Here is a 13813-nt window from a genome sequence, read left to right as displayed (position 1 = left end):
GCGGGCGCGTGCCGAACGGCTTGTGCGATACGCCAGAATGACGGGATGACCAGCAACGACGTGGGTGGAGAGCAGATCTGGAACCCGCAGCGCCTGCGCAGCGGGAACGAACGGTTGCTGCTCGGCCTGCTGCGCTCCGGCGGGCCGGCCTCCCGGGCCCAGCTCGCCCGGACCACCGGCCTGTCCAAGCCCACGGTCTCCAGCGCCCTGGCCTCGCTCGAACAGGCCGGGCTCGTCAGGGAAGCCGGTGTCCACGCGCCCGAACGCGGCCGGACCGCCGTGCTCTACGCTCCGGATCCGACCGCCGGCTACGCGCTCGGCATCGACATCGGCCGGGCCTGGCTCCGCGTCGCCCTCGCCGACCTCGACGGCACGGTCGTGGCCCGTACGGAGGTGCGCAACCAGGCCCGTACGTCGGGCCCGATGGCGGACCTGGTGGTCGCCACCGCCCGGCAGCTCGTGGGGAGTTCCGGTGTCGCGCCGGACAAGATCGTGCAGGCGGTCGTGGGCACGCCCGGCGTGTACGACGAGGAGCTCCGGCGGGTCCGGTTCGCGGGCAACCTGCCCGGCTGGGGGCGCCCGGGGCTCTTCGACCGGATGCGCGAGGGGCTCGGCCTGCCCCTGGCCGTCCACAACGACGCCAACCTCGCGGCGCTCGGCGAGTACACCGTCGGGGCCGGCGCGGGCAGCAGGCTCTTCGTGTACCTGATGATCGGCACCGGTCTGGGCATGGGCGTGGTGAGCGAGGGCCGGCTCTTCACCGGCGCCCACGGCGGCGCGGGCGAGATCGGCTTCGTGCCGTGGCCGGGACGCCAGGGCCCGGGCACCCTGGAGGGGCTCGTCTCGGGCGACGCGGTGGTCGCGGCCGCGCGGGACCGCGGCATGACCGGGGACCTCAGCGCGAAGGACGTCTTCGACGCGGCCCGCTCGGGCGACCCGGCGGCCGTCGAGGCGGTCGAGCTGGAGGGCGAGCGCCTCGCGCACACGGTGGCCGCCGTGTCCGCGGTGCTCGACCCCGACCTCGTGGTCCTCGGCGGCGGCGTCGGCCACAGCGCGGATCTGCTGCTGCGTACCGTACGGAGCACCCTGCGGGCGATCACCCCGATCCGCCCCAGGGTCGCCGCGAGCCACCTCGGCGAGGACGCGGTACTCCACGGCGCCCTGGCGATCGCCCTGGACACGGCGCGGGACGTCGTCTTCGAACGCCGCCCGCACTCCTAGGGCCGGGCGGCCCTCAGCCCCAAGTACGGGAGCAGAGCACCAGCCGGTAGCCGTCCGGGTCGGCGATCGTCACGCCGTGCTCGTCCCAGTAGGGGTTGTGCGCCGCGACACGCGTACCGCCGGCAGCCGAAAGCCGGTCGATCAGCGACGCGTCCGCGGGCTTGCCGAGGTAGAGCACGAACAGGTCGTCCACCGTGGGCGTCGGCTCCAGCGGGCGCTCCGGGTCGTGGGTCAACTCGAAGTGCCAGGGCCCGTCCTGCGGCCCGACCATCAGCAGGTCGTGCTCGCCCGGGACGCGTTCGGTCGTCCGCCACAGCACGTCGAGGCCGAGGCCGTCGACGTAGAACCGCTCGGCGGCGGCGAGGTCCCTGGAGGGCCTGGCCACGCGGACGTGCGTGGTGGGGTCGATCACGCCGAGGCCTCCAGCGCCGCGCGCCAGGCCGGGCTGTCGACGTAGTGGTTGTCGTACCGCTCGGCTGACGCGGCGATCTCCTTCGGGTCGGCCTCGCCGCGCATCACGCGGCCGAGCAGCCGCAGGTAGTCGAAGCGGCCCATGCCGGGCGTGAAGACGAAGAGGACGTCCGCCTCGCAGCCGGGCGCGGCGGCGAAGGCGTGCGGGGTGTGGGGCGGCACGGCGAGGAAGTCGCCCGCCTCCAGGACGGTGACCTCCTCCCCCACAAGTACCTGGAGGGAGCCGCTGATCACGAAGAACAGCTCGGTCGCCTTGGTGTGGAAGTGCGCGGGCGCGCCCACGGCGCCCTTGGCGAAGCTGGACCGGTAACTGGTGAAGCCGTCGGCCGTGCCGTCCGAGTCGGCGAGCAGGGTCATCACGCTGCTCGGGTCGGCGCAGGTCTCGGCCTCCGCGTGCCGGGTCAGCACGGGCGGGAAGGGCGCGGCGGACGGCGTCTCGTGGGAGGTGTTCTGAGTCATGATCCGGACTTTACGATCATGAACAGGCTCCTGACCAGGCCTGTCGCGCCCCGGACGCGAGGGTGCGAAATGAACTCGGCATGAACGCCGGGTTGAGCCAAGAGACCGTACGAAGGTCACACTTTGACGATCGGTCACCTGTTCGTGCCCGGTGCTAAGATCACCACGCTTGCGGAGCGGTGGATGGGTGCAAGACGACATCTCCGACCACGGCGACCCTCCGGACGGTACCCCGGACACGGAAGGAAGCCGGGCCACCCGCATTGACGGAGTTCAGCAAAGACCGTCAGTCGCCTGAAGAGAGTCCTATGACGTATTACGCACAGAACCCGGTCCTCTGGGTCCTCCTGGCCGCCACCATTGGCGCCGTCGCCGTCATCGTTCGCCAGCGCAAGGCGATTCGGACCTTACGGCAGGGGACCGAGGAGCTCAAGGCACATTACTCCGAATTGGAGAACAGCTACACGAAGTCCGTCGAGGACGAGAAGGACCGCGCCCAGGAATCGACGAAGTCGGTCCTGAAGTCCGCCATGCGGACGCTCCAAGGCCTCGCCGCCGAGCAGCAGTTGGTCATCTCCGGACTGCAGAACAAGTACGGTGACTCGGTCATTCTCCGGGACCTCCTGGAAATCGACCACACCAACTCGCAGTTCGGCCGGCGCGCCCAGTCGATCGCCGTGCTCTGCGACGGCTGGCTCGGCCGGCACCGCGAGATCGCCTCGGTGTACGACGTGGTCCGCAGCGCCCAGGGCCGTATCCGCCACTTCCGGCGGGTGGAGATCCTCTCCCAGGTCGATTTCGGCATCACCAGCCGCGCCGTCGAACCGGTGGCGCTCGCGCTCGCCGAGCTCCTCGACAACGCGACCAGCTATTCCAGCCCGGACACCGTGGTCGAGATCAATATCCGTACCGTGCCCAAGGGCATTTGCATCGTCGTCGACGACGCCGGTGTCGGTATGAACGACGAGGAACGGGTCAGGGCCGAGAAGCTTCTGTCCACCGAGCGGGTGTCCGGTGTCTCCGGACTCGGCAGCCCGCCGCAGTTCGGTTTCGCCGTGATCGGTGTGCTCTGTGAGCGCTTCGGATTCGAGGTGTCCGTGGATTCCAGTTCGCCGTACGGAGGCGTCCGCGGCGTCCTCCTGCTTCCGCACGACCTGCTCACCGGAATGCCGGAGAGGAAGGCCCCGCAGCCGGTCGCCCCGGCCGCCGCGGTGCCGGAGCCGAGCGGCCCCGCACCCGTGGTGGCTGCCGCGGCCACCACCGACGACGGTCTGCCGAAGCGCCGCCGCAAGCGGCCGATGACGATCGTGAGCGGCGGCGATCAGTCCGCGCCCGCTCCGTCGCGCTCCGGCGCGGAGACCGCCGCGATCATGGGGGCCTTCCAGCGGGGCACGCAGTCCGGACGGGCCACCCGGCCGGAGTCGGCGGATCAATCGAGCAGCACACGTGATGCGAGCAGCGAAGGGCATGAGGTCTCGTGAACGACGATCTGTCATGGATGCTTGACAGCGCCTTGGAGATACCCGGGGCGCTGCACGCGGTCCTGGTCTCCGCGGACGGTCTGCTGATGGCCCGGACCAAGGCGTTCGGGAAGGACAACGCGGACACGGTCGCCGCCGCGATGAGCGGCATGCAGTCGCTCAGCCGTTCGCTCGGCTTCTTCGTGGAGCCGGGACGCTTGCAGTGGCGTCAGACGCTGGTCGAGTTCGACGGCGGCTGGGTCTTCCTGATCTCCGCGGGCGAGGGTGCCTACCTCGGCGTCTCGGCCTCGCCCGACGTCGACATGCAGGACATCACCTTCCGTATGCAGCAGCTCGTCGGCCAGCTGGGCAAGGCCCTGACGACGCCGCCGCGCGAGAACCTCGGCGCCCGCTCATGAGCCGCTACGACGAACGGGAGCCGGAGTCGGCGGAGTTAGTCCGTCCCTACGTCATCACCAAGGGACGTGGCCTGCCCGACGAGGAGCAGCTGTCGCTGGTGACGCTCGTCACCGCGTCGGCCGACCACCAGCAGCGCCCCACCCGGCTCTCGCCGGAGGAGCAGAGCATGTTGGACCTGTGCACCGCCGGCTATCTCTCGGTCGCCGAGGTCGCGGGGCACTCCAAGCTGCCGATCGGCGTGGTCAGGATCCTCCTCTCCGCCCTCACCGAGGGCGGATATCTCATCACCCGCCCTCCCGTGCAGCGTGCCGCGCTCGCGGACCGTGACATCCTCGAGGAGGTACTGAATGGTCTCCGCGCCAAGTTTGGGTGAGCAGGCGTACGTGCGCGACGGCGCCACGCAGACCGCCGTCAAGATCCTCGTCGTCGGCCACTTCGCCGTCGGCAAGACCACGTTCATCGGTGCGATCTCGGAGATCCCTCCGCTGACCACCGAGGAGACGATGACGCGCGCGGCCGAGTCGTTCGACGACCTCAAGGGCGTCCGGTCCAAGACCACCACCACGGTGGCCATGGACTTCGGCCGGCTGACGATCAGCGAGCGGGTCGTCCTCTACCTGTTCGGAACGCCCGGTCAGCAGCGCTTCGTCCAGATGTGGGAGGACATGGCGCGCGGCGCGCTCGGCGCGCTTGTCCTCGTCGACCCCGAGCGGCTCGCGGACTCCTTCGGCGTGATCGACCTGATCGAGCAGTACGGGCTCAACTACGCGATCGCCGTCAACCACTTCGACGGGACCCCCGACCGTGAGGAGCGCGCGCTCCGCGAGGCGCTCGACCTGCTCGACGACACCCCGATCGTCACCTGCGACGCGCGCGACGAGAAGTCGTCCGCCGACGCGCTGATCACCCTCGTCCGGTACCTGCTGGACCGCGCTCACTAGAAGCAGAGAGAAATCATGGACGCTCGATCCACCGCACCCGTACCCCCGCCCGGGTGCCCCGCGCACGCCGACGGCGGCCGGGTCCCGCTGTACGGGCCGGAGTTCCAGGCCGACCCGGACGCGTACTACGCGTACTTGCGCCACTTCGGGCCGACCGCTCCCGTGGAGCTGGCCCCCGGGGTGGAGGCCACCCTCGTCACGGACTACGCGACGGCCCTCCAGCTCCTCCAGGACTCGGGCAGCTTCCGCAAGGACTCGCGCCGCTGGCGGCACCTCAACGAGGGGCTCATCAGCCCGGACAACCCGGTCGTGCCCGTCCTCGCGTACCGGCCCAACTGCATGTTCAGCGACGGGGCCGAGCACCTGCGGCTGCGCCAGGCGGTCACGGACAGCATGGCCCGGGTCGACGTGCGCAAGCTGAGCCGGACCACGGAGCAGGTCTCCGCGTACCTCATCTCGCAGTTCGCCGCCCGCGGCTCCGCCGACCTGCTCGGCGACTACGCCAAGCAGCTGCCGCTCCTCGTCTTCAACGAGCTGTTCGGCTGCCCGGCCGACGTGGGCGACCGCATGCTGTTCGGCATCACCGGCATGTTCGACGGCGTGAACGCCGAGCGCGCCGTCGAGGTGCTGTTCGGGGCCGTCGGCGAACTCGTCGCGCTGAAGCGTGCCAGGCCCGGGGACGACGTCACCTCGTGGCTGATGGAGCACCAGGCGAGGCTGACCGACGAGGAGATGGTCCATCAGCTCGCTCTCCTGCTGGTGGCGGGCAACGAGCCGCTGCGGAACCTCATCGGCAACACCCTGCACCGGCTGCTCACCCATGACGCGTACGCCCACAAGGGCGGGCTGATCGACGAGGCGATCGACGACACGCTGTGGGAGAACCCGCCCATGCCGAACCTCGCGCCGCACTATCCGGCCGCCGACATGGAGTTCGCCGGGCAGAAGCTGCACGCGGGCGATCTCGTGCTGGTCAGTTTCGCGGCCGCCAACACCGGTCCCGCGCTGACGGCCGCGCGCCAGTCCGGCAGCAACCGGGCCCATCTGGCGTGGAGCGCGGGCCCGCACGCGTGCCCGTCCAAGGACCCCGCCCGGCAGATCACGGTCATCGCCATCGAGAACCTCCTCAACCAGCTCGCGGACGTCGAACTCGCGGTGCCGGAGGAGAGCCTCGTCTGGCGTCCGGGCCCGTTCAACCGCGGCCTGGCCACGCTGCCCGCCCGGTTCACACCGGTCGAGACCGTACGCCGGGGCGGCGCGCAGGCCCACCCCGAGGCGTCGGCCCGGCCGGACCCCGAGCAGGCCGAGGAGGGGCGCAAGCGCGGCGGAATGTGGAGCCAGTTCCTCAACTGGCTGGCGAAGTGATGGACACCACTCCGCTTGGAACTCCCGCCATCGCATGAGCGTTCAACCACCGGGGTAGTGAGCACGGCGAATATTCTGGCGTGCTCATGAGGAGAGTAGATCCCGTGGAACCGATGTCCGTCGATGCCGGTTTTGCTCGCAGACCCCTCTCGGTCGGCCCCCTCGATACCCGCCCCTCCGGGCGGGTATCTTCTTGCGCCCTCCCGCGCCACGCGGAGACGCTCGGCGGTCACACGGCGCGCCAGCTCCTGCGGCTGTGCGAGACGGCGGGGTTGAGCGGGCCCGACTCCGCGGCGTACGCCCGGACGCTGCTCACCCTCCTTGGACCGATGGGCGAGCGCCCGCTCGATCTGCCGGCCCCGGACGACTCGTTCGTCGCGGACGACCACACCCCGGTGGAGTTCTCACTCGCCTTCACCTCGGACGCCGCGCCGACGCTGCGGGTCGTCCTCGAACCGGGGTGCGGTGCCCCCGACCTGGCGAGCAACGGCCGTACGGGCCTTGAGGCCGTCCGCGACATGGCGCGACGCTGGGGAATCGACACCGGGCGCCTCGACCAGCTGGAGGACCTGTTCTTCCCGCCCGACCCGCGGGGCCCGCTGGCGCTCTGGTGCGCGCTGGAGATGGTCCCGGGCGGAGTACCCAGGGTCAAGGTGTATCTGAACCCGGCGGCGTCCGGGCAGGAACGTTCCGCCGAAACGGTACGGGAGGCCCTGCGCCGACTCGGTCACCGCCAGGCCTTCGCGGCGCTGCCCGAGGGCGATCGCCATCTGTTCTTCGCCCTCGACCTGGGTGACTGGAACGAGCCCCGGGCGAAGGTCTACCTCGCGCACCACGACATGTCGGCCGAGGAGGCCGCGAACCTGTCCCGTGTGGACGGCGGGCCCGGGCCGGCCGAGATCGCGTCGTTCTTCCGCACGATGGCCGGCCACGACCCCGACGGGGCCGAGTCCGCGGCGGGGCGGGACCCGCGGCTCGACCTGCGCCCCGTCCAGTCCTGCCACTCCTTCACCGAGACGGCGACCGGCCGGCCGAGCGGCTTCACCCTCTACATACCGGTCCGCGACTACGCCCGGCACGACGGCGAGGCCCTCGACCGGGCGCTTGCGGTCCTCGGCCGGTACGGCATGGACCCCACCCCGCTGCTGCGTTCGCTGTCCGCCGTGACCGCGCGGCGACTGCGGGACGGCGTGGGCCTCGTCGCGTACGTGGGGCTCGCCCACCAGGAGGGCCGGCCGACGCGGGTGACGACCTACATCTCCTCGGAGGCGTACGAGGTCAGGCCGCCCGCCATCAGGGGAGTACCGTCTCCCCGGTCCCGGCCCTGATCCGGACGAAAGGCTCTAGGCGTCCTGCGGCTCGCGCAACTCCCGTAGATAGGCGGGGATGTCGACCTGGACGGAGGCGCCCTGGCTGGGGCCGTAGCGTTCCTCGACCTCCTTCAGGTACAGGTCGATCTCGTCGCGCATGACGCCCTCGGCCGGCAGGGGTTCGGCGCCGTCGACGGCCCGGGCCACCCACCGCGCCTGGGCCTCCACCAGGCGCGTGATGGAGCCCACGGGCCGGATCAGGCCGACGAAGTAGAGGCCGGGGCGGCCGGGTGCGACCATCCGCCGGTACAGCCGGACCTGACCGTGCGGCCCGTCCGTCGGGCACCCGGCCGGCAGGAACGGGAAGGCCATGCGGAAGCCGGTGCAGTAGACGATCGCGTCGGCCTCCTCCACGGTCCCGTCGGTGAAGGTCACCCGGTCGCCGTCCAGGGACGCGATCTCGGGCCTGGGGGTCACCCCACCGTGCCGTATGCGGCTGAGGATCTCGTCCGAGATGGTGACGGCCGAGGAGAAGAGCGGGTGGTCGGGTTCGGGCAGGCCGTAGTCCGACAGCCGCCCGCGGGCCACGAGCAGGGCCTGCCCGATGAAGGCGCGCTTCTCGGGCATGGTCATCTCGCCCCACCACGGCGCGTCGGCGATCAGGTCCACGGACATGCCGAAGAGCTGCTTGGGCACGATGTGCAGCGCCCGTCGGACGGACAGCGACGTCCGCGCGGCGTGCCGGGAGAGGTCCGCGGCGATGTCCACGCCCGAGGCCCCCATGCCCACGACCACCACCCGCTGACCCGCGAAGTCGGCGCCGTCGCGGTAGTCCATCGAGTGAAGGATCGTTCCGGCGAAGGAGTCGGAGCCCGGCGGCAGCGGATTCGGCGGCAGCGCCACCGTGTTGTGCCCGGAGGCGACGATCACCTGCGCGAACCGACGTTCGGTCTCCTGACCCCGGGCCTGGCGGCTGGTGACCGTCCAGGCGCCGTCGCCGTCCTGTCGTACGGCGAGCACTTCTGTCCGCAGCTCCACCCGGTCGAGCAGCCCGGCCCACTCGGCGAACGACCGCAGATAGGCGGCGACATCAGCATGCCCGGGGTACAGGGGGAAAGCGTCCGGCATCGGGAAACCGACGAAGGCCGTGAGCTGCTTGGAGCTGTTCAGGTGCAGCGACCGGTAGCCGGGCCCCGGCTCGCCCGCCGCCGTCTGCCGCCACAGCCCACCGACGTCCGGTGCCTGCTCCAGGCAGACGAAGTCGACGCCTCGGCCCGCCAGCGCGTGCGCGGTCGCCAGACCCGAGGGGCCCGCGCCGATGACGCACACGGTCGCGGTGCGGGGAGCGCCACCGGTCTGCGACCCGCTCAAGGAACCCTCCACAGAACACCATCCGTCCTCGCACGGGCAACGACGGCCGCCGCTGCCCCCGGGACCCTGCCCGGAAAGATCACGATACCGACCAGGATTTCGATACCGGCCGCCGAGGGGCGGGCACGGATCGTGGCGACGGGGCGGGGCGGGTACGGGGCGGCGCAGGGCGGCAACGGCGTTGTGCCGTATGCGAGAACGTCACGAAAAAGCCTTCTCCGGGTTACACGGTCATCCCCTCCCCCGTGCGATTCTCCCGCTTGCACGTCGTCAACACGCGTAGATCACGGCGGTGTTGAGCCCACCCACCCGGTTCCGCGCGTGCCGTCCCCCACGAGAGGCCCCCCATGTCCGTTATACGCACTGGCAGATGGAAGTCCGTGGCCGCGGCGATATCCGCCGTCCTCGTCGCCCTCACGGTTCCCACGGTCGCCGCCACCCCCGCGAGCGCCACGACCACCGCGTACGACAGCACGTACTACAAGAACGCGATCGGCAAGACCGGTCCGGCCCTGAAGTCCTCGCTGCACACGATCATCAAGAGCCAGACGAAGATCTCGTACGACGCCGTCTGGAACGCGCTCAAGGCCACCGACCAGGACCCGAACAACAGCGCCAACGTGATCCTGCTGTACAGCGGCACCTCGCGCAGCAAGTCCCTCAACGGCGGCGCCGTCGGCAACTGGAACCGCGAGCACGTGTGGGCCCAGTCGCACGGCAACTTCGGCACCTCGGCAGGACCCGGCACCGACCTGCACCACCTGCGTCCCGCCGACGTACAGGTCAACAGCATCCGCGGCAACAAGGACTTCGACAACGGCGGCAGCGCGGTCAGCGGCGCGCCCGGCAGCTACACGGACGCCAACTCCTTCGAGCCGCGCAACGCCGACAAGGGCGACGTGGCCCGCATGATCCTCTACATGGCCGTCCGCTACGAGGGTGACGACGCCTGGGCGGACCTGGAGCCCAACGAGTCGACCTCCAACGGCAGCGTCCCGCTGCACGGCCGGCTCTCGATCCTGAAGCAGTGGAACGAGCAGGACCCGCCGAGCGCCTTCGAGGAGCGGCGCAACGACCTCATCTTCGGCACCTACCAGGGCAACCGGAACCCGTTCATCGACCACCCCGAGTGGGTCGAGGCGATCTGGTAGAGCACAGCTCCGCAGACGGACCGCTGAGCCTCGCCCCCAGGCGGGCGGGGCTCAGCCCCTTGGCCGGGCGAAGCTCAGCCCCCTGGCGGAAGCGCCCTGCCCCAGTTGGGCGCGTCTCGCCCGATGTGCGGAGTGTTCGACCGGTTCGCGGCGGGCTTCCCGCCATAGTGCCGGGCATGACACAGACACCCTCCCCGAGGCGTCGGCGCACGCGTGCGGCCGCCCGCACGGCCCTCCTCTGCGCCGCCCTCCTCGGCCTCACGGCCCCGACGACCGTCGCCTCGCCCGCTCCCGCGCCCGGCAAAGGCCCGGACGGCCGCGGCGGAAGCGACTGCGTGCGGACCGAGCACACGCGCGACCCGCGGGCCCGTGAGGTCATGGAGATCGCCCGGAAGGCCAAGAACGACCTCGCTCTGAACTCCGTGGAACTGAAGGTCACCGTCGACGGGCGCGAGGTCGTCACTGAGGCACTCGGCCAGTCCATGACCGGGGTCCCGGCCGAGCCTGACATGCACTTCCGCGCGGGTTCCGTCGCCTTCGCCCACATCGCCACGGGCCTTCTCCAGCTGGTCGAGGAGAAGAAGGTCCGGCTCGACGACACCGTGGAGCGCTGGCTGCCCGATCTCCCCAAGGCCGAGCAGATCACCCTGCGCATGCTGGCCTCCAACACCACCGGCCTGCACGACTACGTCACCGACCCGGCGTTCGGGGCGGAGCTGGAGGCCCATCCGTTCAAGCAATGGACCCCGGCGGAGCTGCTCGCCTTCCCCCTCAAGCACTCGTTCTGGTACGAGCCGGGCACCAGCTGGAGCTACTCGCACGCCAACTACCTGCTCCTGATCGCCGCGATCGAGAAGATCACGGGCGCTCCGATCGACACGTTCATGAAGGAGCGGGTCTGGAAGCCCCTGGGGCTCCGCGAGACGCGGAGCAACCTCACCCCGGACATCCCGCGCCCGGTCCTGCACGCCTTCACCTCCGACCGCGGGCTCTACGAGGAGTCCACCTTCTGGAACCCGTCGTGGACCACCGCCCCCGGCGCGGTCATCACCACCGACGTCTGCGACCTGGCCCGTTCGGCACAGGCCGTCGGCAGCGGTGAGCTTCTGTCACCCCGCTCGTACCGCACCCTGCTCAACCCGGGCACGGTCGGCCTGGGCGGAGCGAGCGAGACCTGTCCCGCCTCGATCTGCCTGAAGCAGACCGAGGCCGCGCACTTCGGCCTCGGCGTCATCGTGGTCAACGGATGGGTGGTGCAGAACCCGTCGTTCTCGGGGTACCAGGCGATCCAGGCGTACCTCCCGTCGAAGCGGCTCGCCATCGCGGTCTCCGCGACCAAGACGGCGACCACGCCCGACGGCAACCAGGCCGAGGTGGTCGCGCAACGCATCGCGGCGAAGCTCGCCCCGGGCACTCCCCTGGCGATCGACTGACCCACGCTCGAGGCGCGGGCCCGGCGCCCTGGTAGGACCCGCCGAACCTCGGGACCGGAATTCCGGTGGATCCGGTCCCGACGGCGTTCACCTGACGGAGGGTCCCGTCGGGCAGCATGGGCACCATGAACTCGGAGCAGCCGCCGCCTCACGAAGAGAACGTCGCCCACCCCGCCACCCTGGTGCACTCGGCCGACGTCATGAACGCGAAGACGACCCTCCTCGAACTCCTCGGGCGCACCGGCGTACCCGCGGACGAGGCCGGGCGGCTGCTCGCGCTCGTCGAGGCGGGCGCCCTCGCGCAGGCGCACGGCGACATCGCCGGGATCGAGGCCGGCGCCCCGGCGGGCAAGGGGCAGCGTTACGACACCGGGTGGCACGACTGCGCCCGGACGGCCGGCGCCGCGCTGCTCCGCAGGGCCGACCACGCCGTACGGGAGGCTCTCGGCCCGGACGCGCCGGTCCCCGACACCGCGCACGTCCACCCTCCGGTCGCGGGGGTGGACGTGGCGCGGGCGAAGGTGGCGGTGACCCCGCTCTACCTCACGTTCACCCACGTTTCGGACCTCGACCCCGAGGTGTCGGACGACGTCCTTGTCGCCGTCCTCGGCACGATGAGCACCGCCGAGCGGGCCGGGTACGCGGGCCGGCTCGCGGAGTTCACCGAGGAGCGGCGCGCCCGGCTGGCCCTGCTGTACGCGGAGTACGGGCCGGGCAGCGATGTCTCCATCCACGGCCGCTACTCCCTCCTGCACTCCCCCAGCAGCGTCGCCGTGCTCGAACGCCTCGTCGCGGCGCCGTCCGCGCTGCGGGAGGAGTGGGACCTCGGGGAGCTGCCCCCGGTCTGGCTGGAGGGGCTATCGAAGGCCTGGGAGGCTCAGCCGGGCGGCTGACGCCCGTCGGCCGCCCGGACGTCCGCAGGACCTGAGGCCCAGCTCACGCCCGGCTCGGGGCCCGAGCGGCCGGAGCGGTGGGCGAGCGCGGCGAGGGCGGTGACGAGGGAGGCGAGGCCTCCGACGACGAAGCAGGCCCTGGCTCCCCACTCCGCCCCGATGAAGCCCACGATGAGCGCGCCGATCGGTGTGGAGCCCTGGAGGATGAGGGTGTAGAGGGCGAGCACCCGGCCCCGGTAGCGGGGGTCACTGCCTAGCTGGACGCGGTGGTTGGCGGCCTGGGCGAAGTACATCGAGGCGCCGCCGGTGAGGAAGAGCAGGACCACGGCGGCCGGAAAGCCCGGCGCCCAGCCGGCCGCCGTCTCCAGGACGGCGAAGACGAGGGCGGAGCCGGTGACGAGCCGCCCCGACGGCCGGGACCTGCGGGCCGTGGTGAGGAAGGCGGCGGCCAGCGAGCCGGCCGCGAAGGCCGTGGTCAGCAGGCCGAAGGAGGTCGCGTCGGCGTGGAACACGGTCTTCGCGAGCAGCGGCAGCGTGAGCTGGAAGTTCAGCCCGAAGAGGCTCACGCCGGCGACCAGGGCGAGCGGCACCACTAGGTCGGGGCGGCCCCGCACATGGCGCAGGCCGTCGACGACCCGGGTGCGGCCGGGCGGGGCGGCGGCGCGCTGGATCTCTCCCGGGCGCATGCGTCGCAGGGCGAGCACGGTAGCGGCGTAGCTGAGCCCGTTGATCAGCAGGACCCAGCCGGTTCCGTACGTGGAGATGACGAGTCCGGCGACGGCGGGGCCCGCGACCCGGGCCACGTTGAAGTACGCGGCGCTCAACGCCGAGGCGTTGGGCAGGAGCTCCGGGCCGACCAGCTCGCCGACGAAGGACATCCGGGTGGGCACCTCGACGGCGTTGACCAGGCCCAGGGCGCACGCGAAGACGTAGATGTGCGCGAGGCCGGCGGTCCCGGTGAGGACGAGGACGGCGAGGGCGAGCGCGAGCAGCCCGGAGACGAGGTTGGCGCCGGTCAGCAGGGCCCGCTTGTCGTAGCGGTCGGCGAGCCTCCCGCCGTACAGGGTGAGGAGCAGCATCGGGGCGAACTGCAGCGCGGTGACGGTGCCGAGGGCGGTCGCGGAGTCGTCGGTCAGCTCCAGGACGAGCCAGTCCTGTGCGACCACGGACATCCAGGTGCCGGCGGCGGAGACGACCTGCCCGGTGGCGAAGAGGCGGAAGTTACGGACCCGCAGGGCCCGGAACGGATGGGTGGACGCCGCCGGGTCCGTGGTCTTCTCCATGCCGGCCCGTCCTCTCCTTCACGGCTGCTTCACGG

14 protein-coding genes are annotated in these 13813 nt (G+C 71.3%); 10 read left to right on the top strand and 4 right to left on the bottom strand.

Annotation, left to right across the window (positions count from 1 at the left end):
• Positions 1 to 45: 45 nt before the first annotated feature.
• Positions 46 to 1221, top strand: a complete 1176-nt coding sequence (locus tag ACFWRO_RS13825) for an ROK family transcriptional regulator (RefSeq protein WP_384509039.1) — start codon at positions 46 to 48, stop codon at positions 1219 to 1221.
• A 13-nt stretch (positions 1222 to 1234) separates the two neighbouring features.
• Here ACFWRO_RS13825 and ACFWRO_RS13820 read toward each other — a convergent pair whose 3' ends face one another.
• Both ACFWRO_RS13820 and ACFWRO_RS13815 read right to left on the bottom strand, forming a co-directional pair.
• A complete protein-coding gene (locus ACFWRO_RS13820; RefSeq protein WP_384509036.1) occupies positions 1235 to 1633 on the bottom strand; it encodes a VOC family protein in 399 nt (132 codons plus the stop codon).
• Entirely contained in the window at positions 1630 to 2151 is a 522-nt protein-coding gene (locus ACFWRO_RS13815) for a cupin domain-containing protein (RefSeq protein ID WP_384509033.1), read from the bottom strand. The genes ACFWRO_RS13820 and ACFWRO_RS13815 overlap by 4 nt, the downstream gene beginning before the upstream one ends.
• A gap of 308 nt (positions 2152 to 2459) precedes the next feature.
• On the opposite strand from ACFWRO_RS13815, the gene ACFWRO_RS13810 reads away from it, so the two are divergent.
• The 6 genes from ACFWRO_RS13810 (at position 2460) to ACFWRO_RS13785 (ending at position 7665) form a co-directional block, all read left to right on the top strand.
• Positions 2460 to 3632 carry an ATP-binding protein gene (locus ACFWRO_RS13810; RefSeq protein ID WP_384509030.1) on the top strand — a complete coding sequence of 391 codons (1173 nt, stop codon included), beginning with the start codon at positions 2460 to 2462 and terminating at the stop codon, positions 3630 to 3632.
• Positions 3629 to 4030, top strand: a complete 402-nt coding sequence (locus ACFWRO_RS13805) for a roadblock/LC7 domain-containing protein (RefSeq protein WP_362418573.1) — start codon at positions 3629 to 3631, stop codon at positions 4028 to 4030. The genes ACFWRO_RS13810 and ACFWRO_RS13805 overlap by 4 nt, the downstream gene beginning before the upstream one ends.
• Complete coding sequence (locus tag ACFWRO_RS13800; RefSeq protein WP_384509027.1) at positions 4027 to 4404, top strand: DUF742 domain-containing protein; 378 nt, start codon at positions 4027 to 4029, stop codon at positions 4402 to 4404. Before ACFWRO_RS13805 ends, ACFWRO_RS13800 begins: the two co-directional genes overlap by 4 nt.
• Positions 4379 to 4972, top strand: a complete 594-nt coding sequence (locus ACFWRO_RS13795) for an ATP/GTP-binding protein (RefSeq protein ID WP_384509024.1) — start codon at positions 4379 to 4381, stop codon at positions 4970 to 4972. Before ACFWRO_RS13800 ends, ACFWRO_RS13795 begins: the two co-directional genes overlap by 26 nt.
• Before the next feature lie 15 nt (positions 4973 to 4987).
• Entirely contained in the window at positions 4988 to 6337 is a 1350-nt protein-coding gene (locus ACFWRO_RS13790) for a cytochrome P450 (protein ID WP_384509021.1), read from the top strand.
• 86 nt (positions 6338 to 6423) lie between these two features.
• Positions 6424 to 7665, top strand: a complete 1242-nt coding sequence (locus ACFWRO_RS13785) for a DMATS family aromatic prenyltransferase (RefSeq protein ID WP_384509018.1) — start codon at positions 6424 to 6426, stop codon at positions 7663 to 7665.
• A gap of 15 nt (positions 7666 to 7680) precedes the next feature.
• Here the strand turns inward: ACFWRO_RS13785 and ACFWRO_RS13780 are convergent, their stop codons facing one another.
• A complete protein-coding gene (locus tag ACFWRO_RS13780; RefSeq protein WP_384509015.1) occupies positions 7681 to 9018 on the bottom strand; it encodes a flavin-containing monooxygenase in 1338 nt (445 codons plus the stop codon).
• 347 nt (positions 9019 to 9365) lie between these two features.
• On the opposite strand from ACFWRO_RS13780, the gene ACFWRO_RS13775 reads away from it, so the two are divergent.
• The 3 genes from ACFWRO_RS13775 to ACFWRO_RS13765 all read left to right on the top strand — a co-directional run bounded on the left by ACFWRO_RS13775 (position 9366) and on the right by ACFWRO_RS13765 (position 12495).
• Positions 9366 to 10169, top strand: coding sequence for an endonuclease I family protein (locus ACFWRO_RS13775; RefSeq protein ID WP_384509013.1), 804 nt, complete (start codon positions 9366 to 9368; stop codon positions 10167 to 10169).
• 176 nt (positions 10170 to 10345) lie between these two features.
• Positions 10346 to 11602: a serine hydrolase domain-containing protein gene (locus ACFWRO_RS13770; RefSeq protein WP_384509011.1), complete on the top strand. Its 1257-nt coding sequence runs from the start codon at positions 10346 to 10348 to the stop codon at positions 11600 to 11602.
• Between the two features lie 125 nt (positions 11603 to 11727).
• Entirely contained in the window at positions 11728 to 12495 is a 768-nt protein-coding gene (locus tag ACFWRO_RS13765; RefSeq protein WP_384509009.1) for a hypothetical protein, read from the top strand.
• Here ACFWRO_RS13765 and ACFWRO_RS13760 read toward each other — a convergent pair.
• The gene (locus ACFWRO_RS13760; protein WP_384509006.1) at positions 12480 to 13778 is read right to left on the bottom strand and encodes an MFS transporter; all 1299 of its coding nucleotides are present in this window, start codon (positions 13776 to 13778) and stop codon (positions 12480 to 12482) included. The two genes, ACFWRO_RS13765 and ACFWRO_RS13760, sit on opposite strands and share 16 nt — an antisense overlap.
• Positions 13779 to 13813 lie beyond the last annotated feature (35 nt).

The organism is Streptomyces sp. NPDC058579, assembly GCF_042718575.1.
Lineage (GTDB): Bacteria > Actinomycetota > Actinomycetes > Streptomycetales > Streptomycetaceae > Streptomyces.
The sequence above is the reverse complement of the archived record's forward strand: the minus strand, read 5'-3'. Positions and strand labels throughout refer to the sequence as shown.